At 65.1% G+C, this 22,355-nt stretch carries 20 protein-coding genes and 2 pseudogenes; 13 read left to right on the forward strand and 9 right to left on the reverse strand.

Annotated features, from left to right (window positions below; translation table 11 throughout):
* The 8 genes and pseudogenes from AOQ71_RS08475 (at position 1) to AOQ71_RS08510 (ending at position 6,149) form a co-directional block, all read left to right on the forward strand.
* A complete protein-coding gene (locus AOQ71_RS08475; RefSeq protein WP_057744418.1) occupies positions 1–816 on the forward strand; it encodes an ABC transporter ATP-binding protein in 816 nt (271 codons plus the stop codon).
* Positions 813–1,631 carry an ABC transporter permease gene (locus AOQ71_RS08480; RefSeq protein ID WP_057744421.1) on the forward strand — a complete coding sequence of 273 codons (819 nt, stop codon included), beginning with the start codon at positions 813–815 and terminating at the stop codon, positions 1,629–1,631. The genes AOQ71_RS08475 and AOQ71_RS08480 overlap by 4 nt, the downstream gene beginning before the upstream one ends.
* Positions 1,631–2,620: a 2-hydroxyacid dehydrogenase gene (locus AOQ71_RS08485; protein ID WP_057744424.1), complete on the forward strand. Its 990-nt coding sequence runs from the start codon at positions 1,631–1,633 to the stop codon at positions 2,618–2,620. Before AOQ71_RS08480 ends, AOQ71_RS08485 begins: the two co-directional genes overlap by 1 nt.
* Complete coding sequence (locus AOQ71_RS08490) at positions 2,620–3,312, forward strand: AprI/Inh family metalloprotease inhibitor (RefSeq protein WP_057744426.1); 693 nt, start codon at positions 2,620–2,622, stop codon at positions 3,310–3,312. The genes AOQ71_RS08485 and AOQ71_RS08490 overlap by 1 nt, the downstream gene beginning before the upstream one ends.
* Positions 3,313–3,463: 151 nt before the next feature.
* Positions 3,464–3,865, forward strand: a complete 402-nt coding sequence (locus AOQ71_RS08495) for a YciI family protein (protein ID WP_057744429.1) — start codon at positions 3,464–3,466, stop codon at positions 3,863–3,865.
* 106 nt (positions 3,866–3,971) lie between these two features.
* Positions 3,972–4,932, forward strand: a pseudogene (locus tag AOQ71_RS08500) (RNA polymerase sigma factor); the annotation flags it as partial.
* Positions 4,933–5,256: 324 nt separating this feature from the next.
* Complete coding sequence (locus AOQ71_RS08505) at positions 5,257–5,631, forward strand: hypothetical protein (RefSeq protein WP_057744433.1); 375 nt, start codon at positions 5,257–5,259, stop codon at positions 5,629–5,631.
* 214 nt (positions 5,632–5,845) lie between these two features.
* Positions 5,846–6,149 (forward strand): annotated as a pseudogene (locus AOQ71_RS08510) (YMGG-like glycine zipper-containing protein).
* A gap of 24 nt (positions 6,150–6,173) precedes the next feature.
* Here AOQ71_RS08510 and AOQ71_RS08515 read toward each other — a convergent pair.
* A complete protein-coding gene (locus AOQ71_RS08515; RefSeq protein ID WP_057744436.1) occupies positions 6,174–6,962 on the reverse strand; it encodes a bestrophin-like domain in 789 nt (262 codons plus the stop codon).
* 216 nt (positions 6,963–7,178) lie between these two features.
* On the opposite strand from AOQ71_RS08515, the gene AOQ71_RS08520 reads away from it, so the two are divergent.
* Positions 7,179–8,690, forward strand: a complete 1,512-nt coding sequence (locus AOQ71_RS08520; RefSeq protein ID WP_245316806.1) for a serine hydrolase domain-containing protein — start codon at positions 7,179–7,181, stop codon at positions 8,688–8,690.
* A 29-nt stretch (positions 8,691–8,719) separates the two neighbouring features.
* Here AOQ71_RS08520 and radC read toward each other — a convergent pair whose 3' ends face one another.
* Entirely contained in the window at positions 8,720–9,433 is a 714-nt protein-coding gene (radC, locus tag AOQ71_RS08525) for a RadC family protein (RefSeq protein ID WP_057744554.1), read from the reverse strand.
* A 292-nt stretch (positions 9,434–9,725) separates the two neighbouring features.
* On the opposite strand from radC, the gene AOQ71_RS45890 reads away from it, so the two are divergent.
* Positions 9,726–10,166, forward strand: coding sequence for an antibiotic biosynthesis monooxygenase family protein (locus AOQ71_RS45890; RefSeq protein WP_057744442.1), 441 nt, complete (start codon positions 9,726–9,728; stop codon positions 10,164–10,166).
* 62 nt (positions 10,167–10,228) lie between these two features.
* Positions 10,229–11,149, forward strand: coding sequence for a sigma-70 family RNA polymerase sigma factor (locus tag AOQ71_RS08535; RefSeq protein WP_283809585.1), 921 nt, complete (start codon positions 10,229–10,231; stop codon positions 11,147–11,149).
* Between the two features lie 17 nt (positions 11,150–11,166).
* Here the strand turns inward: AOQ71_RS08535 and map are convergent, their stop codons facing one another.
* Positions 11,167–11,985 carry a type I methionyl aminopeptidase gene (map, locus tag AOQ71_RS08540; RefSeq protein WP_057744446.1) on the reverse strand — a complete coding sequence of 273 codons (819 nt, stop codon included), beginning with the start codon at positions 11,983–11,985 and terminating at the stop codon, positions 11,167–11,169.
* A 174-nt stretch (positions 11,986–12,159) separates the two neighbouring features.
* The gene (locus AOQ71_RS08545) at positions 12,160–13,476 is read right to left on the reverse strand and encodes a mechanosensitive ion channel family protein (protein ID WP_057744450.1); all 1,317 of its coding nucleotides are present in this window, start codon (positions 13,474–13,476) and stop codon (positions 12,160–12,162) included.
* A gap of 198 nt (positions 13,477–13,674) precedes the next feature.
* On the opposite strand from AOQ71_RS08545, the gene AOQ71_RS08550 reads away from it, so the two are divergent.
* Complete coding sequence (locus AOQ71_RS08550; protein ID WP_057744453.1) at positions 13,675–15,468, forward strand: potassium/proton antiporter; 1,794 nt, start codon at positions 13,675–13,677, stop codon at positions 15,466–15,468.
* Between the two features lie 113 nt (positions 15,469–15,581).
* On the opposite strand, the gene modC is transcribed toward AOQ71_RS08550, so the two are convergent.
* The 5 genes from modC to mepA form a co-directional block, all read right to left on the reverse strand.
* Positions 15,582–16,244 (reverse strand): molybdenum ABC transporter ATP-binding protein, encoded by a 663-nt coding sequence (gene modC, locus AOQ71_RS08555; protein ID WP_057744456.1) that lies wholly within the window; start codon positions 16,242–16,244, stop codon positions 15,582–15,584.
* A 2-nt stretch (positions 16,245–16,246) separates the two neighbouring features.
* Positions 16,247–16,942 (reverse strand): molybdate ABC transporter permease subunit, encoded by a 696-nt coding sequence (gene modB / locus AOQ71_RS08560; protein WP_057744459.1) that lies wholly within the window; start codon positions 16,940–16,942, stop codon positions 16,247–16,249.
* Positions 16,943–16,955: 13 nt separating this feature from the next.
* Positions 16,956–17,735, reverse strand: coding sequence for a molybdate ABC transporter substrate-binding protein (gene modA, locus AOQ71_RS08565; RefSeq protein ID WP_057744462.1), 780 nt, complete (start codon positions 17,733–17,735; stop codon positions 16,956–16,958).
* A gap of 173 nt (positions 17,736–17,908) precedes the next feature.
* A complete protein-coding gene (locus AOQ71_RS08570) occupies positions 17,909–18,412 on the reverse strand; it encodes a hypothetical protein (protein ID WP_057744466.1) in 504 nt (167 codons plus the stop codon).
* Positions 18,413–18,686: 274 nt separating this feature from the next.
* Entirely contained in the window at positions 18,687–19,646 is a 960-nt protein-coding gene (gene mepA, locus AOQ71_RS08575) for a penicillin-insensitive murein endopeptidase (protein ID WP_057744560.1), read from the reverse strand.
* A 530-nt stretch (positions 19,647–20,176) separates the two neighbouring features.
* On the opposite strand from mepA, the gene AOQ71_RS08580 reads away from it, so the two are divergent.
* Positions 20,177–22,255: a putative bifunctional diguanylate cyclase/phosphodiesterase gene (locus tag AOQ71_RS08580; protein WP_245316809.1), complete on the forward strand. Its 2,079-nt coding sequence runs from the start codon at positions 20,177–20,179 to the stop codon at positions 22,253–22,255.
* The last annotated feature ends 100 nt before the right edge of the window (positions 22,256–22,355 follow it).

Genomic DNA, 22,355 nt, shown 5'->3' on the forward strand with positions numbered 1-22,355 from the left:
ATGTCGTCAGCCAAACCTTCGTCGACGATCAAGGCCAGCCTGACGGCACTTGCCGTCCACCTGCGCGGCGTGACGAAGGTCTACGACAACGGCGTCATGGCGCTGGGTCCGCTCGATCTCGCGGTGCCCAAAGGCGAGTTCATCTCGCTGCTCGGCCCCTCCGGTTGCGGCAAGTCGACGGCGCTGCGACTGATTGCGGGGCTCAGCCCGGCATCATCGGGCGCGGTGCGGGTGTCGCGCCACGAGGGTGATGTCCAAATTGGACATGGCATCGGCTTCGTGTTCCAGGAGCCGACCCTGATGCCCTGGACCAGCGTGCGCGAGAACGTGCGGCTGCCGCTGAAGCTCGGCGGCATCGCCAAGGCCGAAGGGCGGGCACGCGCCGATGCGGCACTGGCGAGCGTTGGGCTTGCCGATTTCGCCGATGCGTTTCCGCGCGAATTGTCCGGCGGCATGAAGATGCGGGTGTCGCTCGCCCGCGCGCTGGTCACCGATCCTGATATCCTGCTGATGGATGAGCCGTTCGCCGCGCTCGACGAGATCACGCGCTTCCGCCTCAACAACGATCTGCTCGCGCTGTGGCGCAGCCTCGGCAAGACCGTCATCTTCGTCACCCATTCGGTGTTCGAATCCGTCTATCTGTCGCAGCGCGTCGTGGTCATGACGGCGCGGCCCGGCCGCATTCAGGCCGACATCCGCATCGACACCGTCGAGCCGCGCGGCGAGGAGTTCCGGACGTCCACCGCGTACTCTGACTATTGCCGGCGCGTCTCGGCCGCGCTCGCGCCGTCCTATTCAGGGCGGTCGACACTATGAACGCGCAAGCTGCCGTCGCCGCAAAGCCGTCGGGCGCGCAAAGCGCGGTGCGCTTCGTGCTGCCCGTCATCGTGTTTGCGGCCGGCCTTGCCGCCTGGGAACTCGTGGTTCGCATCAAGGAGATTCCGCCTTATGTGCTACCGGCGCCGTCGGCGATAGTCCTGACGCTGATCAAGGACTGGGCGGTGTTGTCACGATCGCTCGCCACCACGCTGCTGACGACGCTTGAAGGGTTCGTCGCCGCTGGGATCGGCGGTATCGCGCTGGCGCTGTTGTTCAACCAGTCGAAATGGGTGGAATATTCGCTGTTCCCCTATGCCGTCGTGCTGCAGGTGACGCCCGTCATCGCGATCGCGCCATTGCTGCTGATCTATCTGGAGCAGCAGACCGCCGTTGTCGTCTGCGCCTTCATCGTCGCCTTTTTTCCGGTGCTGTCCAACACCACGCTCGGGCTCAATTCGGTCGACCGCAATCTCGCCGGGCTGTTCCAGCTCTATGGCGCCTCGAAGCCGCAGACCCTGCGCTTCCTGAAGCTGCCTGCGGCGCTGCCCCATATCCTCGGCGGCCTGCGCATCGCCGGCGGCCTGTCGCTGATCGGCGCCGTCGTCGCCGAGATCGCGGCGGGAACGGCGGGGGCCGGCTCGGGCCTTGCCTACAGGATCGCGGAATCGGGCTATCGCTTGAACATACCCCGCATGTTCGCGGCGCTGCTGTTGTTGTCGCTGGCCGGGATTGTCATCTATGGGGTGCTGGCGCTAGTTTCCCACCTCGTCTTACGGCGCTGGCATGAGAGCGCGCTTGGAAAGGAAACCTGATGTCTACCGGTTCGATTTCGTCCGACAAGATCGACCTTCTGATCTATGGGCCGGCGCGGCCGATCCTCGAGAACGGGTTTTCCGATCATTTCGTCGTGCACAAGGCCGAGACGCGCGGTGACCTCGAGCGGCTGACGCCGGCGATCCGCGACAAGATCCGCGGCGTCGCGGTGACCTATCACACCGTCCGCGCCGACAAGGATTCGCTGTCGCAATTGCCCAAGATCGAGATGGTGGCGAGCTTCGGCGTTGGCTACGACCATATCGACGCGAAATACGCCGCCGAGCACAACATCATCGTCACCAACACGCCTGACGTGCTGACCGAGGAGGTCGCCGACGTCGCGATGGGCCTTCTGATCGCTACGTTGCGCGAATTCATCAAGGCCGATCGCTATGTGCGCTCGGGCCTTTGGCAGACGCAGAACTATCCGCTCAGCGTCGGCTCGCTGCGCGACCGCAAGGTGGGCATCGTCGGCATGGGCCGGATCGGCCAGGCCATCGCGCGCCGGCTCGATGCCTCGCTGGTGCCTGTTGTCTATCACTCGCGCAATCCGTCCAAGGACGTCTCCTACAAGCACTACCCTGATCTGATCGAGATGGCCAAGGCGGTGGACACGCTTGTCGTGATCGTGCCCGGCGGCGCCTCGACCGAAAAGATGATCAATGCCGAGGTGCTGAAGGCGCTCGGCCCGCGCGGCGTGCTGGTCAACGTCGCCCGCGGTTCTGTCGTCGACGAGCAGGCGCTGGTCCAGGCGCTGAAGTCAGGCACCATCCTCGCTGCCGGGCTCGACGTGTTCGCGGCCGAGCCGAACGTGCCTGATGAACTCAAGGCCATGCAGAACGTCGTGCTGCTGCCGCATATCGGTTCGGCCTCGGTGGTGACGCGCAACGCCATGGACCAGCTCGTGGTCGACAACCTCAAATCATGGTTCTCCGGCAAGCCGCCGCTGACGCCGGTTGCCGAGACGCCGTTCAAGGGGCGCTGATGCAAGTTGTTCGGGCCGTTGCATTCGCCGTCGCGGCCCTGTTGGCCGCGACCGGCGTCGCACATGCGCAGGATACGACAACCCTGAAGAAGGAGATGGTCGGGCAGTGGGAGCTCTCCACCACCGAACGCAGCAAGACCTGCGTCGTCACGATGAAGGGCGATGCCGCCGCGCAAGGCTTCAGGCTCGAGCTGGAGCCGGCCTGCAAGGCCGCGCTGCCCTTCACCAAGGATATCGTCGCCTGGAGCATCAAGGGCCTCGATATCGTCCGCCTGCAGGATGCGTCAGGTGAATCCGTGATCGACTTCACCGAGGTCGAGGCCGGCATCTTCGAGGGCCTGCGCCAGGGCGAGGGCGTCTACATCCTGCAAGATCTCGCCGCCGCCCGCTCGATGGCCAAGTCGATGGACCAGATGATCGGCGACTGGGCGATGGTCCGGGGCAATGGCCAGCCGATCTGCGGGATAACGCTGACCAACACGGAGGCCGATCAGGACAATTTCCAGGTCTTCCTCAAGCCGAAATGCGATGCGGCCATCGCCCAGTTCAACCCGACGCAATGGCGGCTCGAGCGCGGGCAGATCATCCTGATGTCCAAATCGGGCGAGGTCTGGCAGTTCGAGGCCGACGACAATGCGCAATGGCGGCGGGTTCCAGACACGGCCGATCCCCTGATCATGCTGCGCCAATAGGCGCGGTCCGTTAACTTTTCTGCCCCGCAATTTTCCACTGGTCCAATTTTTTCCGAGGCCATGTCGACCCGGCCCCGGCCGGATCGTCATCTGGGTAGCGAGCTGATCGCGCGGCCGAACCGGCCGCGTCTCGCTTTACCAGGAGTTTTGCATGCGCTTCATGTACATCGTCACCTCCAGCCAGCCCATGAAAGGCCCCAGCCCCGCGCTGATGGAGGCCATGCAGAAAATATCCGAGCGGGAAATCAAGGCCGGCCGGATGCTCGACAATGGCGGCTTGATGCCGCTTGCATCAGGCGCCCGTGTGCGCATCGTCGACGGCGAGCTCAGCGTGATCGACGGTCCCTTCATCGAGGCCAAGGAAGTGGTCGGCGGCTACGCCATTTTCGAGCTGCGCGACAAGGCGGAGGCCCTGGCCATGGCCAAGGAATTCATGCAGCTCCACCTCGATCACATGCCGGGCTGGGACGGGACCTGCGAATTGCGGGCGTTCGCCACGCCTGATGTCGACGGCGCCTGCGAGGTGAACGCGAAGGCGGCTGCCCACGCCTGATGGACAGCATCGCGCGTCATGGTTGGCGGCGATGACGGCCGCCGACATCGATCAAGCCGTCCGTGCCACGATTCTCGCAACCTGGCGCGTGGCGCAGCCGCGGCTGATCGCGACGCTGTCGCGGATGCTGCGCGACGTGCCGCTTGCGGAAGAGCTGACCCAGGACGCGCTGGTGGCGGCGCTGGAGGCGTGGCCCATCACGGGCGTCCCGGACAATGCCGGCGCCTGGCTGATGACAGCAGCGAAGCGCCGTGCGCTCGATCATTTGCGTCGCGGCAGGATGCTGAGCGACAAGCACGCCATGCTGGCGCGGGACATGTTGCAGGAGCAGGACATCGTGCCCGATTTCGATGCCGCGCTCGACGACGACATCGGCGATGAATTGCTGCGGCTGATCTTCACGGCCTGTCATCCGATCCTGTCGCGCGAGGCGCGCGCGGCGCTGGCGCTGCGCATGATCTGCGGCCTCACCACTTCCGAGATCGCGCGCGCCTACCTCGTGCCCGAGGCGACCATCTCCCAGCGCATCGTTCGCGCCAAGCGGACCCTGTCGAATTCCGGTCTCGCTTATGAGACGCCATCCGGCGAGGCTCTGTCGGAGCGTCTCGCTTCGGTGCTCGAGGTCGTCTATCTGATCTTCAACGAGGGCTATCTCGCGGCGCGCGGCGAGCAATGGCTGCGTCCGCAGCTCTGCGACGAGGCGCTGCGCATCGGGCGCGTGCTCGCGGGTCTTGCACCCGACGAGCCGGAAGTGCACGGCCTCGTCGCCTTGATGGATTTGAATGCCTCGCGAGCCCGTGCCCGCACCGACGCGAGCGGCGATCCTGTTCTGCTGATGGATCAGGATCGCGCGCTCTGGGACTGGTTGCAGATCCGCCGCGGCCTGCGTTCGCTCGAACGCGCCGGCGAGCTCGGCGGCAGCGGCGGATTCTACGCGCTCCAGGCCGCGATCGCGGCGTGCCACGCCAGGGCGGAGACGGCGGAAGCGACCAACTGGCAGCGCATCGTGCAGCTTTACGCCGAGCTGGCACGGCTGGTGCGCTCGCCGATCATCGAGCTCAACCGTGNGGGCCGCAAGCCGGCCTCGACGTGCTGGATGCGGTCGCCGGCGACCCGGCGCTGGCGAGCTATCATCATCTGCCGGCGGTATGCGGCGACCTGCTGCAAAAGCTTGGACGGCTCGCAGAAGCGCGGCAGGCTTTTGCAGCCGCCGCGCATCTTGCGACCAACGGACGCGAGCGCGCGCTGATGCAGCGCCGCGCCGCGGCGCTCGGCGATCAGTCTCTCTAGAGCATGATCCGCGCAAGCGTGTGATCGCCAGGCGCCCCCCCGGGAACCGGTCGGTCGGCAGTCTGTTAGCAATGGAGACCGTCGGCTCAGGGAATCCTGCAATGGCCAAGCGCGTCCTTGCGATCGGCATCGAACCCGGCAGTGCGGATTACAGCACCTTTCCGCAGCTCACGCCGGCGCTCGTGCGCGACTATATCGAGGCGCAGCTCCTGCGCCTGCGCGGCCTCGGCTACGAGGTCACGAGCTGCCTGATCGATCTCGACGCGACCGCTGAAGCTGCCGTGACGGCGGCGCTGCGCGAGGAGCACTTCGACTGCGTCGTCATCGGCGCGGGCCTGCGCGAGCCGAAGGAGCGGCTGCTGCTGTTCGAGAAAGTGCTCAACCTGGTCCATCACCTGGCGCCGCAGGCTGCCATCTGCTTCAACACGACGCCCGCCGACACGGTGGAGGCCGTGCAGCGCTGGCTCGATCCTTAGCCGTCGCAATCGCCCCTTTCCGGCAGAGCCGGACGCGATCGTGCTCTCTTTCACCCTGGACAAAGGGTCGTCGATCTGAGGGGACCAATGGTCATCCATGGGCGTCGCGACAGGGGGCGCTTGGCGCAAGCGGCGGGGCGTGCCGGGTCCAAACAATATTCTGGCCCGGCATCGTCCCAGCCGTTATGACTGGCCAACAGATGGAGGATTCGGGATGCTTCGACGCCTTGGAATTGCGGTGTGTTTCTCGGTTGCCTTTGCCATCCCGGCCCATGATGCGCTGGCGCAGGACGCCGTCGGCGGCGCCATCATCGGCGGCGTGGGCGGAGCGATCTTGGGCGGCGCGCTTGGCGGTGGCCGCGGCGCGGCCATCGGTGCCGTCGTCGGCGCCGGCACGGGCGCTGCGATCGCCGCCGAAGGCGAACGCCGCCGCTCCGGCTATTATGCCTATCAGCGGCTGCTACATGCAGCGCCCCGACGGCCGCTACGTCCCGGTCGATCCGCGATACTGCTACTGAACCGGTCGGCACTGGCGCTTTCGTCTAGGACCTGCCCGGCGCTTCCGGCATGATCTGGCGCAGCGGCTCCGGCGAGATCGAGATCTGGCCGGTGAACGGACGGTCGTGCGCTGCGATCAGCAGCACCGAAGTCGCGACGCCGGTCGCGAACAGGCCCATCGCGATCGCCGATCCCAGGCGGTTGTCGCAATGCACGAAACCGATCACCAGCAATTCGCACAGAGCCTGGAGATAAAGGCACCACCATTTCACCGCATTCACCGAAGCGAGACTGACGACGATGCGCTGCCTGCGCGCGTCCAGCGCCTGCTCCAGCGCAGCGAGGATCTCGCGCTGCGTGGTCTCCTGCGCGCGACCTTGCGGCGCCATCGTGACGACCATCTGCAGGGCCTCGGCGAGCGGCGCCGGCGTCGCCTTCAGCGAGGCTTCCTGGTGCGCCATCATCGGCCATTCCTGCGCGACGGCCTGTTCGACATAGTCGTGCACCAGTCCGCGTAGTTTCGCGTCCTGCTCCGCCGGCAGGCCGGCCGCAAGCAGTATGGCGCTTCGAAGCGCGCTGGCCTCGCGGCTCACCGCGGCGCCGCCGCGATCGCTGTCACCCCAGACCTGCGCCGCGGTGAAGGCGACGAACAGGCCGAAGATGATGCCGAGCACCGGCAGCATGCCGGGCGAGATCGCCTTCAGCGATGCCGCGCGCTCCTTCGTCGCAACCAGCGCGACCGCGACGAACGCCATTGCTGCCAGAAGATAGGTGAAGCTGAAGATCACCAGCGCCATCAAGGGCACCGGCAAATTGTGTAGCCAATCGCTCATGCCGTTCCTGCTACGCGATTCGTGGGCGAAAATCAGCCGCAACCCCTCGCGGCCTGGCGTGTCCCGCTTACGCCGGATGATAATGTGATCGTGCACTCGCTGCGCGGATGCGGCGATTGACAGTCGGGGCCTCGGTAGAAGAAGATTTATCCTGCAATCAGTCGGCGAGGCTCCATGCGAAAGCTACGATTTGCCGTTTCGGGCGCGGCGCTTGCTATGTTCGGGCTCGCGGCTTCGATCTGCAGCCATTCGGTCTATGCGCAGGACGAAGCCGCAATCATCTGGCCGACACGGCAATGGCAAACGTCTACGCCGGAAGAGCAGGGCATGGATTCGGCGGCGCTTGCCAAATTGCTTGATTTCGGCGCAACCCGCAGCCTCGACAGCCTCCTGTTGGTCCGGCACGGACGAATCGTGCTGGACGCCTATTACGCCCCGTATGCCGCCGACATTCCGCACCGGATAAACTCCGCTACCAAGGCGGTGGTCGGCACCCTGGTTGCGATCGCCCGCAAGGACGGCCTCTTGGACAGCTTCGACCATCCGATGCTGGATTTTTTTGGCGATCGCGCCATCGCGAATGCTGATGACAGAAAGAAAGCCATAACGATTCAGAACCTGCTCGACATGACCTCCGGCCTCGACTGGAAGGAGCCGCTGGACGGGCGCCCCGATACGATGATCGAGATGAGCCGTGAGCAGGACTGGACCCAATTCGTCCTTGATCGCGCAATGTCGAGCACGCCGGGCGACATCTTCAATTACAACAGCGGGGGTACGCATGTACTGTCCGCCATCATTGCCAAGCTCGCGGGGATGAACACCGCAGACTATGCCAAGGCAAAGCTGTTCGGCCCACTCGGGATCAGCGTCTCGAACTGGTGGCGCGATCCCCAGGGCATTCCGATCGGCGGATTCGGTCTGGCATTACTGCCCCGCGACATGGCCAAGATCGGCTATCTTTATTTGCGCAACGGCCAGTGGGAGAACAAGTCGCTGCTTCCGCCCGGCTGGATCGACAAGGTCAACCATGCAACCGTGAACATGAATATGCCCCGGGCACCGGACCTGCGGTACTCCAACTTGTTCTGGGCGCTTCCCGAAAAGAATGTCTACATCGCGGACGGATATCATTGCCAGCTCATCATGGTCTTGCCGCGGCTGGACATCGTTGCGGTCACGACCGCCAGAGACTTTTGTCCGTTGGGCAGGCTGGCAGATTTGATTGCCGGTGCGGTGAAATCCGAAGCGGCATTGCCTCCGGACGCCGCCGGCGCAAATCTGCTCGCGGAGAAGATTCGCGAGCTATCGACCGAAACGGCGACGGAGGTCGGGGCTACGCCCGAGATCGCATCGGCAATATCGGGAAAGACCTACAAATTTCCGGCGAATGCGCTGGGTGTGAAATCGCTATCGCTGACCCTCATCGATCCAAATCCGCACTATGATCTCCAGGCATACGCGCGGGATCGAGGTCGACAGTTGCTCCAGTTTAGCGATCCGATTGGACTTGATGGTCTGTATCGCAAGGGACAGCTGACCGCCTCCGGAGTATTTGCGACCAAGGGGAAGTGGTTGAACGACAAGACGTTTGAGATCGAGCGCCAGGCGGTCGGAATGGATGAACTACAGAAATGGACCTTGTCGTTCGACGGTGACAGGCTCATTCTGCACGCCAAGGATCGGGAAGGCCGCGACGTTTCGGTCGACAGTGAGCCCGGCGGATAGTGAAGCCGTCGCGGTCCCGCAACGGGGCCTCAGATCAGCCGCATGCCCTTCAAGCTCGCATGCCCGTTCTTGCCGACGATGATGTGGTCGTGCACCGCAATCCCCAGCGGCTTGGCGATATCGATGATCGCCTTGGTCATCTGGATATCGGCCTGCGAGGGCGAAGGATCGCCCGAGGGGTGGTTGTGCACGAGGATCAGCGCTGTCGCCGACAGCTCCAGCGCGCGCTTGATCACCTCGCGCGGATAGACCGGAGTGTGGTCGACGGTGCCGGTCTGCTGCACCTCGTCGGCGATCAGCTGGTTGCGTTTGTCGAGGAACAGCAGGCGAAACTGCTCCTTGTCGGCGAAGGCCATGCTGGTGCGGCAATAGGCGATCACCTCGTTCCAGGACGACAGCGCGTTGCGACTGTTGACCTCGCCCTTGGCGACGCGATGCGCCGCCGCCGCGATCAGCTTGAGCTGGTTGACCGCGGCCTCCCCGACGCCGTCGACCTCGCGCAGGCGCGCCACCGGGGCATGCACCACCTCGGCGAATGAGCCGAAGGTCTTGATCAGCGTCTTCGCCAGCGGTTTGGTGTCGCGGCGCGGCAGCGCCGGAAACAGCGCCATCTCAAGCAGCTCATAGTCGCTGAGCGCGTCCGCGCCGGCGCTGTAAAAGCGCTCGCGCAGCCGCTCGCGATGGCCGAGATAATGCGGCGTGTCCTCTAGGTTGGTTTTGTCGGCATCGGTCTTGGCGGGCATCGCCCGCCAGCATTGCCGCGGATTGTCGCTTTTGCAACCGCCAATTGCGATGAAGCAGAGTGCGCTCGCAAAATCGCCGGAAGGGCGGGCTGGACCTTCAACTGTGCCCAAGTCCAGAGCTTTTTCGTCGATCCCGTCGCGAAGGCTGACCGTCGTCGTGTTCACCAACACCGCGCCGGAGGGCGGATTGAGCAAAAAAAGTTCGCGCCGACCGTTTCCTTTTCACGTCCCCGTTCGTCTCAGCGATGTGAACCCACCGAGCGGCCAGCACAGTCTTGGAAGGAGAACATCGATGCCAGAGAACAAACCCGCGCCGTCGCGACGCGCCATCGTTGCCACCGGGCTCGGGGCCGGCGCCCTGCTCGCCGCCCAGATCGTCCCGTCCCACAGCCAGACCAGGAGTTCGAACATGGAAGCCACCATCCGCACCGGCAGCGACATCACCACCCTCGTCAACGTCTTCACGGTCGAGCCTGGTAACCAGCAAAAGCTGGTCGAGCTCCTGAAAGAGGGCACCGAGAACTTCTTCAGCAAGCAGCCCGGATTCATCTCGTCCAGCGTCCACGCCGGCAAGGAGGGCGGCCGCGCCGTCAACTACTCGCAATGGCGGAACGCCCAGGACATCGAGAATTTCCGCAAGGATCCGAAATTTGCGCCTTACATCCAGCGCCTGGCCGCGATCGCCAAGGCCGAGACCATCCTGTGCGAAGTCGTCGAGGTCAATCATGCCTGACCCGTGTGTGGCGCTGCGATCTCGATTGACGTATCACGGATTCGGATGACGGGAGGTCAGGCTTGGCGGACGATGTGACCGGCAATGGCACGGGGGCGGTCCGGCAGACCGCCCTTCAGGCCCTCGAACGCCTTGCCGTGGAGATGCGGCCGCTTCTGCATCGCTACTGCGCGCGCATGACAGGCTCGGTCATCGACGGCGAGGACGTGGTTCAGGACGCGTTGCTCAAAGCCTTCGAGGCCGCACCGCGGACCGAGCCGCTGGACAATCCGGAGGGCTGGCTGTTCCGCATCGCCCATAACGCGGCGCTGGATTTCCTGCGCCGGCGCGCCCGCACCAACGCTGCTCACGCCGATGACGATCTGGACATGATCCCCGCTTTGACCAGCCCCGTGACCGAGCGCGAGAGCGTCACCGCGAGCCTCGGGACCTTCATGCGCCTGCCGGTGACGCAGCGCAGCGCGGTGATCCTGCGCGACGTGCTCGGCTATTCCGTCGATGAGGTCTGCAACATCATGTGCGGCAGCGTCGCGGCGACCAAGGGCGCGCTGCAACGCGGCCGCGTTCGCCTGCGCGAGCTCGCGGCGGAGCCCGACGACGTCAGCCCTCCTGAACTGGAGGCCGGGGAGCGCGCCCGCCTGATGCATTATGTCGAGCGCTTCAACGCGCGCGATTTCGAGTCCCTGCGCGACATGCTGGCCGACGACGTGCGGCTTGAGATGGTCAACCGGACGCGCCGGGCCGGCCGCCGCGATGTCAGCGAGTATTTCCACCGCTATGCCGAGACCAGCCCCTGGCATTGCGTCCCGGGCTTCGTCGACCGCCGCCCCGCGATCATCATGTTCGACCCGCAGGATCCGTCAGGTCCGCCGCGCTACTTCGTTCTGCTCGACTGGGAGAACGGCAACATCGTCAACATCAGGGATTTTCTGTTCGCGACTTACGCGATCGAGGGCGCCGAGCTGATCACGCTGGACCGATGAGTTGAGGTGCAAGCAGATCAGCCGATCTGCTTCTCGCCGTGCCGCTCCGACAGCGTGAAGATCTCGACGCCGGTGGCGGTGACGCCGACTGAGTGCTCGAACTGCGCCGACAGCGAGCGATCGCGGGTCACAGCGGTCCAGCCGTCGGACAGGATCTTCACATGCGGCTTGCCGAGATTGATCATCGGCTCGATGGTGAAGAACATGCCGGGCTTGAGCTGCACGCCCTCGCCCGGACGGCCGATATGGATGATGTTCGGCTCGTCGTGGAACATGCGGCCCAAACCGTGGCCGCAGAAATCGCGCACCACGCTCATGCCCTGCGGCTCGACAAAACTCTGGATGGCGTGGCCGATGTCGCCGGTGGTGGCGCCGGGCTTCACCGCGGCGATGCCGCGCATCATCGCCTCATAGGTCACCTCGATCAGCCGCTCGGCCTTGCGCGCGATCGGGCCGACCGCATACATCCGGCTGGAATCGCCATACCAGCCGTCGACGATGAAGGTGACGTCGATATTGACGATGTCGCCTTCCTTCAGCGGACGGTCGCCGGGCATGCCGTGGCAGACCACGTGGTTGAGCGAGGTGCAGGTCGAGTAGCGATAGCCGCGATACATCAGCGTCGCCGGATAGGCGCCATGGCTGAAGGCGAACTCGCGGACGAATTCGTCGATGCGATCGGTCGCCACGCCCGGGCCGACGATGTCGGTGAGCTCGTCGAGGCACTTCGCCACCAGAGCCCCCGCCTTGCGCATGCCGGCAAAGGCGTTCGGCCCATGCAGCTTGATCTGTCCGGTCTTGCGCAGCGAGGTATCGGTGGCTTCGACGTAGCTCATGCGGGCGCTATCTTCTGGAATATGGCGGAAGGGCTTGATTTGAGGCCCTAATTTAATGATTGCGGGATTTCGTGCAAGCTTGGCCAGAGCGTTTTCGAGCGAAGTGGGGACCGGTTCGCGTGAAGAAAACGCGCCAAAACGAGAATTCCGCCGGCCATGCGGCCGAAAGCGGTCTCAATTCGGGACTTCTACGGTGGTTTCCACCGGCAGCGCCCCGCCGCGGACGCGGATTTCGCGGACGGGGTAGGGAACCCGGATGCCCTCGCGCTTGAAGGCGTCCCACAGCGCCAGCATCACGTCGCTCTTGACGGCATCCATGCCGTCGGGATCCGCGAGCCAGAGCGTCAGCGAGAACTTCATGCCGGCCTCCGCGAACTCGGTCAGCAGGCAGTTCGGCGGCTTGCCCTTTTGTGCGCGCGGATGGGCCGAGGCGGTCTCGATCGCCAGCTTGCAGACCAGCTTCGGATCGGCGTCGTAATTGGTGCCGAAGGTGATCTTCACCAGCGTGTTCTTGTCGGTGTAGGTCCAGTTGACGACCTTCTGCGTCACCAGATCCTCGTTCGGGACCAGGAATTCGCGGCCGTCCCCGGCGGCCACGGAAATATAGCGCGTCTTCATCGCGCTGATGCGCCCGGTATTGTCGCCGATGGTGACGAGGTCGCCAGGCTTCACCGATTTGTCGGCGAGCAGGATGATGCCGGAGATGAAGTTGGCGACGATCTTCTGCAGGCCGATACCGATACCGACGCCGACCGCGCCGGAGAACACCGCAAGCGCCGAGAGGTCGATGCCGACGGTGCCGAGCGCGATCACGATCGCGACCGCAAGCAGCCCGATGCGGATGATCTTGATCAGCAGCACCTGGACCGACGGCGTCAGATCGGTCGTCGAGTTGATCTTGCTCTCGGCGAAATTGCTGGCGATGTTGGTGAGCCAGAGCGCGAGGATCAGCAGTGCGCCGGCCTTGAGCAGCAGCAGCGGTGTCAGCCTGAGACCGCCGAGCACGATGGCGTAGGAATCGAGCAGGTCGACCGTGGCCTCGAGCTGGCCGAGGATGGACAGCGCCGCGACGAACCAGGCCGCAACCGACACCAGCTTGACGAAGAAGGCATTGCGCAGCACCGAGGTCAGCAGCCGGATCACCAGCCAGGCGAGCCCGAGCTTGGCGGCGACCATCAGGAGATAGCTGCGGCTCGGCCAGGTCGCGTGATACATCACCACACGGAAGATGATCACCAGCAGGGTGAACGCCGCCGTCGAGGCGCTCGCGATCATCACACGGGCGAAGTGCCGGAGCGGCAGCGGCCAGCGCATCGCCACCGAGCTCATGTCGACGCGGTTGTGAACGCCGGTATCCGCCGCATAGGCGATGCCGGCCGCCGTCAGGATCAGACCGAACTGCAGGTAGAACCAGGGCGAAGAGATCTCCGCTCCGACGCTGCGCGCAGTCGTCTGCACGAACTCCATGAGGTCTTTGAGGTCCATGTCCATCAGGCGGTCTCGTCGGGAAGCAGGCGGAAGGATTTGATTCGAAGGCGGCGCAGCGGCCGGACCATCGATACACCGGCATGTGAAGCGCGTTAAGGCCGCAAAATAAGGGCAGATTGCCGCGAGCGGGCGAAAATGGGTTGGCGCAGGAGTGTGGCGACGATAAGGATGCAATTCCAGCGATTTGTACCCGGAAGGTGGATGGCTTCCCTCGACTCTTTCAGCATCGCCATTCTGCTCGGCGCCGTCCTCGTCATGGCCGGCATCCTGTCGAGCCTGCTGGCGCTGCGCTTCGGCGCGCCGCTGCTGCTGGTCTTTCTCGCGATCGGCATGCTGGCGGGCGATGCAGGCCCCGGCCAGCTCCAGTTCAACGATGTCGGCACCACCTATCTGGTCGGCTCGGTGGCGCTGGCGCTGATCCTGTTCGACGGCGGTCTGAAGACGCGCTTTGCCAGCATCCGCACCGTGCTCGCGCCCTCCGTGGTGCTCGCCACCGTCGGCGTGCTGCTGACCGCGCTGATCACGGCGCCGTTCGCGAAATTCGCGCTCGACCTCAACTGGACGGAGTCGCTGCTGGTCGGGGCGGTGGTGGCCTCCACCGACGCGGCCGCGGTGTTCCTCCTGGTGCACACCCAGGGCCTGCGGCTGCGCCCGCGCGTCGGTGCGACGCTGGAAGCGGAATCCGGCACCAACGATCCCTTCGCGATCTTCCTGACCCTGATGCTGGTCGAATACATCTCGCTGGGCTCGAGCACGCCGGGCCATGTGGTGATGGAGTTCGTCCAGGAGGCGTTGCTCGGCGCCGTCGTCGGCGTGATCGGCGGGCGCCTCGTCGTCATCGGGCTCAACAAGGTCGCGCTGCCGCAGGGCCTGCACGCGCCGTTCGTGACCACCGCCGCGCTCGTGATCTTCGGCGGCTCGCAGATCATGCACGCCTCGGGCTTCCTTGCCGTCTATCTCGCCGGCATCATCATCGGCAATCGGCCGACGCGCGCGCATAATTCGGTGGTGGCGTTTCTGGATGCCGCGACCTGGCTGGCGCAGATCGTGATGTTCGTGCTGCTGGGCCTGCTGGTCTCGCCGAGCCGGCTGGGCTCCAGCGTGCTGCCGGCGATCGCCGTCGCGCTGGTGCTGATGCTGGTGGCGCGGCCGATCGCGGTGTTCGTGTGCCTGGCGCCATTCCGCTTCAACTGGCGCGAAAAGATCTTCATCGCCTGGACCGGCCTGCGCGGCGCGGTCGCGATCTTCCTGGCGTCGATCCCGATGCTGGTCGGCCTGTCAAAAGCCTATCTCTATTTCGACGTCGCCTTCGTCGTGGTGATCATTTCGCTGCTGCTGCAAGGCTGGACCTTGGCACCGGCCGCGCGAAAACTGCACGTGGCACTGCCGCGCACCGAGCGCGGGCCGCGCCGCATCGAGCTGGATCTGCCCGGCCAGCTCGAGCAGCAGCTCGTCGGCTATCCGGTGCGGCCCAAAAGCCTTTACTTCCGCCGCGGCCTGATCCCGTCCTGGTCGAAGCCGACGCTGGTGATCCGCAACGAGCACATCCTGACTCCCGTGGAGGCCGATCCGGTCGCGCCCGGCGACTACATCTACCTGCTGGCGCCGCCGGAGAAGGCCGAGGCGCTCGATCGCTTCTTCGTCGACATGCAGCCGAGCACGGCGCCCGATCCGCATCTGCTCGGCGACTTCATGGTGTCGGGCGAGCACACGCTTGCCGAGCTCGCCGAGATCTACGGCGTCAAGGTGACCGAGGACGAGGGCAAGCTCACGCTCGCCGATTATTTCGACGTCCATCTCGACCGCGCGCCGAAGGAGGGCGCCGAGCTCGCGCTTGATACCATCGTGCTCGTCGCACGCAGCATTTCCGGTGGCCGCGTCAATGTCGTCGGCCTGCGCCTACCGGAAGACGACGAGACGCCGGTACCGCTGACGCGGCGGCAAGCGCTGCGGAAGAGGCTCGCGGAGATTTGGTCGTCGGTGGCGGGGGTGTGACCCTGCCGTAGGGTGGGCAAAGCGAAGCGTGCCCACGCATTTTGCGTGATCGAGAGAGGTGGTGGGCACGGCGCAAGGGCGCCTTTGCCCACCCTACGAAAGTGGCTACAGGATCATGTCAGCACCTTCACGCCGCCGAACGAGGTCACGCGGCCCTGTCTCAGCATCACGATCTGCGTCGCGAGCTGGCGCAGCTCGGCGACGTCATGGCTGACATAGACCATGGGGACATTGGCTTCGTCCCGCAGCCGCACCAGATAGGGCAGAATCTCGAGCTTGCGGGCCTCGTCGAGCGCGCCGAGCGGCTCGTCGAGCAGCAGCAAACGCGGCTTGGACAACAGCGCGCGGCCGAGCGCGACGCGCTGGCGCTCGCCCCCCGACAGCTTTCCGGGACGCCGATCAAGCAGCGCGCCGAGGTCGAGCAGCTCGACGACGCGCGTGCGCTGTGCCGGATCGGCCGCAAGACGGTTCATCCGCCTTCCATAGTCGAGATTTTGCGCGACGTTGAGATGCGGAAACAGCCGTGCATCCTGAAAGACGTAGCCGATGCGACGGCGCCAGGTCGGCACATGAATGCCTGATGCGGTGTCGTCGACCGTCTCGCCGTCGATGACGATGGTGCCGCGGTCGGGCCGCAGCAGCCCCGCGATCATGTTGATCAGCGAGGTCTTGCCGGCGCCGGACGCGCCGAACAGGCCGGTGACGCGGCCCTCGCTGGCGAAGGTCGCGTGCAGCGAAAATTCGCCCAGCTGTTTTTCGACGTCGACGCGCAGCATGGTCAATTCCCGTGCAGGCGCGCGGTGGCGCGGCGGGCGAACCATTCGGCTGATATGAGCGCGCCGAGCGCGAGCACGATCGAGACGATGACGAGCCTGCCTGCAGCCGCGTCGCCATCGGGCGTCTGGATCAGCGAATAGATCGCCGACGAGATCGTCTGGGTTTCGCCGGGAATGTTGGAGACGAAGGTGATGGTGGCGCCGAACTCGCCGATCGCCTTGGCAAAGCCCAGCACCATGCCGGCGAGCACGCCGGGCAGCGCCAAGGGCAGCGTCACCGTGAAGAATACCTTGAACGGCGCGGCGCCCAGCGTCTCGGCGGCCTGCTCGAGCTTGCGGTCGATCGCCTCGATCGACAGCCGCATCGGCCGCACCAGCAGCGGGAACGACATCACGCCGCAGGCGAGCGCAGCTCCGGTCCAGCGGAACGCGAAGACAATGCCGAGATGATCGGCGAGGAAGCTGCCGACGAGGCCGCGGCGGCCGAAGGTGAGCAGCAGCAAATAGCCGGTGACGACAGGCGGCAGCACCAGAGGCAGATGCACGACCGCATCGAGCACGGACTTGCCCCAGAAATCGCGGCGGGCGAGCAGCCACGCCAGCGCAATGCCGAATGGCGTTGCCACCAGCGTCGCGATGATGGCGACCCTGAGCGAGAGCAGGATCGCCGTCCATTCAGCGGGGGAGATGTCGAGCATCAAGTGCTTGAAATCAGGTCGTCGGGCTGATCAGGAACTTAAAGCCGTATTTTTCCAGAATGGTCTTGGCCGCATTGGTCCGCAGGAAGGCGAGATAGTCGTTGGTCTCGGGCTTGGCGGTGGTGGTTGCCGCGACCGGATAGATGATCGCGGGATGCGAATCCGCCGGGAAGGTGCCGACGATCTTCACGCCGGGCTCGACCTTGGCGTCGGTGGAATAGACGATGCCGAGATTGGCCTCGCCGCGGGCCACCAGCGTCAGCGCGGCGCGCACGCTCTCGGCCATCGCGAATTTCGGTTCGGCAGCCTGCCAGGCGCCCAGCTTCTCCAGTGCGGCCTTGGCGTATTTGCCTGCTGGCACGGACTTGACGTCGCCGGTCGCGATCCTGCCGTCGCCGGCGAGTTTTGCGAGATCAAAACCTTGCGCGATCGTGACGTTGTCGATCCTGGCATCCTTTGGTGCGATCAGCACGATGCTGTTGCCGAGCAGGTTGACTCTGGAAGGCGCGTCGATGGTCTTCTTAGAGACCGCGTAGTCCATCCAGTCGGTATCAGCGGAGACGAACACGTCGGCCGGCGCGCCCTGCTCGATCTGTTTTGCCAGCACCGAGCTCGCAGCATAGCTGACGCTGAATTTGATGCCTGTCTTGGCGGTGTAGGCGGCATCGACCTCGTCGAGCGCGTTCTTCATCGAGGCTGCGGCGAAAACCGTGATGGTCTTGTCCTCGGCGCTGGCAGGCGCGAGGCCAGCGAGCATGACGAAGGCAATGAAAAGTCCGGCGATACGATACATCGATGGCGCTCCGTGCGAGCCCGCGCGCGCAAACGCACGCGCAAATCTGGCGGTGGGTGGTTGGATCGCGACGGCGGAAGCGCTGTTCCACGTCCCCCCGCGACGGCTTACGGCCGGCGGGGATATCGCGGATGCGAAGATAGCAGGCTAAGGCCGGAGGTCAAAGGTCCCGCTTATTGCGCTGGCAGGATGGAAATGGACAGGGAATTGTCCTTGGCGCCGCTGATCTGGAGCACGAAGGGCTTGTCCGAGAGTTCGTATTTCATGGCCTTGCGGATGCCGTCACAATCGGTCGCGCCGCTGAAGGCCACGGGTTTCAGGACATGCCCCTCCTGGACCAGATCGACCCAGACGCCGGAGGACAGACTGATCGTGTAGAGACCGGCCTTGGCCGCCTTGATGCTGATGAAGCCGGCAAAGGTGCCGTCCTTCGGCGCGCGCTCGGGCGGCGACGGCAGCTTTGCTTCGTTAGGTGCGACCAGCCCCAGCGTGATCGCCGAGGAGGGCACCGCAGCCTGCTCGGCCCCCGAGGCCAGCTTGGCACGGTCAGGTGCAGTCAGCGCGGCACGGTCGCGCTCGATCGGCCATTTGAACTTGTCGCAGCCGCTGGGCTCCTCCGCGGCAAAGGCAGAGGTCGCGCTGATCGAGAGCACGGCAAGAAGGGCGAGGACGCGCATGTCAATTCTCATCGTTGGCCACGCGTTAGCGCGGCGTGCGGTCAGGTTTTGTCGGAGGCGGGATGCGCATCCCGAAATGCCGCAGGCTTACGGCCGTGGGGCAGGGCGGATATTAGTGTATTTGGGGAGTGCGTACCAACCAACTCATCGTCATCCCGAACAAGCGCAGCTCGTAGCCCGGATGGAGCGCCAGCGTAATCCGGGTCCCTCGCGCAGAGTGATTGGCTTTCCCGGATTGCGCTTCGCTCCATCCGGGCTACGAGCAGCCGCGCCCCTACGGCTTCGCGTCCGGCGCCCGCAGCACGGCTTTGCAGGCCGCCGGCATCTGCGCCAAGGTCATCGGCGGCTTTGGTTTCGGCGGCTCAGGCGGCGGCTTGGGATGCAGCACGCCCTCGCTGAACCAATAGGCGAGATCGGAGGGCTTGCAGCCCTCGTCCTCGGATTGCGACGGCTGGCCCTTGCAGTCGCTGGCGCCGGCCGGGCAGCGCATGCGGATGTGGAAGTGATAGTCATGGCCCCACCACGGCCGGATCTTCGACAGCCAGGAGCGGTCGCCCTTGGCCTCACGACACAGCGCCTTCTTGATCGCGGGATTGACGAAGATGCGCTGCACCGCCGGCTCCTGCGCCGCATCGCGCAGCACCAGCACATGGCCTGATGTGAAGACTTTGGGATCGATGTCGAGGCGATCCTCGCGCACCATCATCACCGCCGACATCTCCTCGCGCTCCTCGCGCGAGAGCCGGTGGTCCGGCATCGGCGTCAGCCAGATGTCGGCGTCCAGCCCGATCTGATGGCTGGCATGGCCTGACAGCGCCGGCCCGCCGCGCGGCTGGCCGATATCGCCGACCAGGATGCCCGGCCAGCCCGCGTCCTTGTGCGCCTTGGCCGAAAGGCGCTTGATCAGCGCGATCATGTCGGGGTGGCCGTAGTTGCGATTGCGCGACAGCCGCATGACCTGCCAGGTGTCGCCGTTGAGCGGCATCTGCTCGGCACCGCCGATGCAGCCCTTCACATAGGAGCCGATCACGTGCGCCGGCCCTTTCGAGGGCACCAGTTTTCGCGCGAACAGCTCCTTGGCGCCGATCTTGGGATCATTGGGATTGGCGAGCGGCGGCAGCGGCTTCGGGTTCACGCTGCCCTTGTCCTGGGCCAGCGCGCCGCCAGCGGCCAGGACTTTCATGACGACGAGCGTCATCGCAAGCAGGAGAGGAATGATGCGGCGGCGACTCATCTTGACACTCTTATAGCCCATCGCGGAGCCGATGCCGCGCGCGGCGATGCGCCCAGCACGACATTTAATTTTCCGCCGATCATCCGCATGCCGGTCATTCTTAACGGGGCGATAACTCTATCCTGCATTGACCAAAATTCGTGCGCGGAACGAGATGCGCGTGTCGCCTGCATGCAAGCGGCGTCTGTTCCGGAATTGATTCATGGAGACTGCGCGTTTTTGCGCCTTCTCTCTCGCCGATCGCGACGCGGAAGCAGGTTCGACGCGCCTGGCGAGGTTTCTCGCGCCTCGCAAACGGGCAAATGGTCCGAGGCTCGGCCGGCTTGTCGGTGCCGCCGCTGGCCGGGATTACTTTTCTTTCAGACACTTGGAGCAAGAGTTGCGGCCGCTGGGCGCGGTTAAGGCGTGTGAAGTTGAGTTTGGGGTCCAAAAAAGCAAAAAAGCGAAAGCAGGGCGTGCGTGCGGGACGACGTCAGCGCAAGCCGCGCTTTGCGCGCGCGACTAGTCCGCTGATCGAACGCGATCTGCTCATGCAGAGCCGCGCGGAAGCTGAAGCCGCCATCGCGGACGCCCGCAGGTCGCACGACCGGCTGCGCCAAGCCGTCGATCTCCTGCCGCAAGGCATCGTGATCCTCGATCCCGAAGGCCGCTACGTTCTCTGGAACAAGCAGTACGCCGAGATCTACAGCAAGACCGCCGATCTGTTCCAGGAAGGCGCGCGTCTGGAGGACACGCTGCGCGTCGGCGTCGCCCGCGGCGACTATCCGGAAGCGGCCGGCCACGAGGAGGAGTGGATCGCCGCGCGGCTGAAGAAGCTCTACGAGCCCGGCAAGCGTCATGAGCAGACGTTGTCCGACGGCCGCGTCATCCTGATCGAGGAACGCCGCACCGATGACGGCGGCGTGGTCGGCCTGCGCGTCGACATCACCGAATTGAAGCAGCGCGAGGCCTCGTTCCGCCTGCTGTTCGACGGCAACCCCGTCCCCATGATCGTCTGCGCGTTGGACGACGAGCGCATCCTCGGCGTCAATGACGCCGCGATCGCGCATTACGGCTACAGCCGCGCCGAGTTCGAGCGGCTGAAGATCCGCTCGCTGCAGGCCTTCGACAGCGAGCCGCCCTGGACCACCGACCGCTCCAGCGACGAGCAGGCCGCGCGCATCTGGAAGCACGTCAAGGCCGACGGTGCGCTGATCGACCTTGCGATCTATTCCCGCGAATTGACCTATGCCGACCGGCCCGCGGTGCTGCTGGCGCTGATGGACATCACCGAGCGCAAGCGCGCCGAGGCGCGGCTTGCCTTCATGGCCCAGCATGACGCCCTGACCGGACTGCCGAACCGCAATCGGCTGCGCCAGATCATGGACGAGATGCTGCTGCACACCCGCCGCAGCTCCGAGAAGGTCGCGGTGCTGATGCTCGGGCTCGACAATTTCAAGGCGGTCAACGACACGCTGGGGCACGCGATCGGCGACAAGCTGTTGCGCGGCGTCGCCAAGCGGCTGCGCTCGACCTTGCGCGAGGAAGACGCGCTGGCACGGCTCAATTCCGACGAGTTCGCGATCGTGCAGAGCGGCCTGGCGCGGCCCGAGGACGCGGTGGGCCTTGCCAAGCGGCTGCTCGAGGCCATCGCCGATCCCTATCTGCTCGACGGCCATTCCGTGGTGATCGGCGCCTCCATCGGCATCGCGATGGCGCCCGGCGACGGCGAGGAGTCCGAAAAGCTGCTCAAGAGCGCCGGCATGGCGCTGTCGCGCGCCAAGCAGGATGCGCGCGGCAGCTTCGCCTTCTTCGAGGCCGCGCTCGATGCCAGGGCGCAGAGCCGCCGCAAGATCGAGGTCGAGTTGCGCGATGCCATCCAGAACGACGTGCTGCGCCCCTATTATCAGCCGCTGATCGACCTATCGAGCGGCCGCATCACCGGCTTCGAGGCTTTGGTGCGCTGGCCGCATGCCGAGCGCGGCATGGTCTCGCCGGCCGAGTTCATTCCGGTTGCCGAAGAGACGGGGCTGATCAATCCGCTCGGCGGCCTGATGCTGCGGCGCGCCTGCCTCGATGCCGCAACCTGGCCGGACGACGTCCGCGTCGCCGTCAATTTGTCGCCGTTGCAGTTTCGCAGCGGCAATCTGCTGTCGGTGGTGACGGACGCGCTGAAGCATTCCGGCCTGCCGCCGCGCCGGCTCGAGCTCGAGATCACCGAGACACTGCTGCTGGAGAAGAGCGCGCAGGTGCTGGCGACGCTGCATGCGCTGCGTGCGCTCGGCGTGCGCATCTCGATGGACGATTTCGGCACCGGCTATTCCAGCCTCAGCTATTTGCGCAGCTTCCCGTTCGACAAGATCAAGATCGACCAGTCCTTCGTGCGCGATCTCGGTGCCAATCGCGAGGCACAGGCGATCATCCGCTCCATCGTCAGTCTCGGCAAAGGCCTTGGTGTCACCATCACCGCCGAAGGCGTCGAGACCGAGGCCGAGCTGAGCTGCCTCCGCGCCGAGGGTTGCGACGAGGGCCAGGGTTTTCTGTTCAGCAAGGCCCGGCCGAACGTCGAGATCATCAGCCTGCTCGCGGCGCAGCGCGGCATCGACGGCGGGGACGCGCTGGTGGCGTAGCGCTTGAAGGCGGGCTATCCCGGCCTCATGGGGCGGCTGTGCCCGAGCCGCGGCATAGGCGATCACCAATCCGGCTGCGCTCGCGATCCAGAATGCCATC

This window comes from Bradyrhizobium manausense (assembly GCF_001440035.1).
Classification (GTDB): Bacteria; Pseudomonadota; Alphaproteobacteria; order Rhizobiales; family Xanthobacteraceae; genus Bradyrhizobium; species Bradyrhizobium manausense.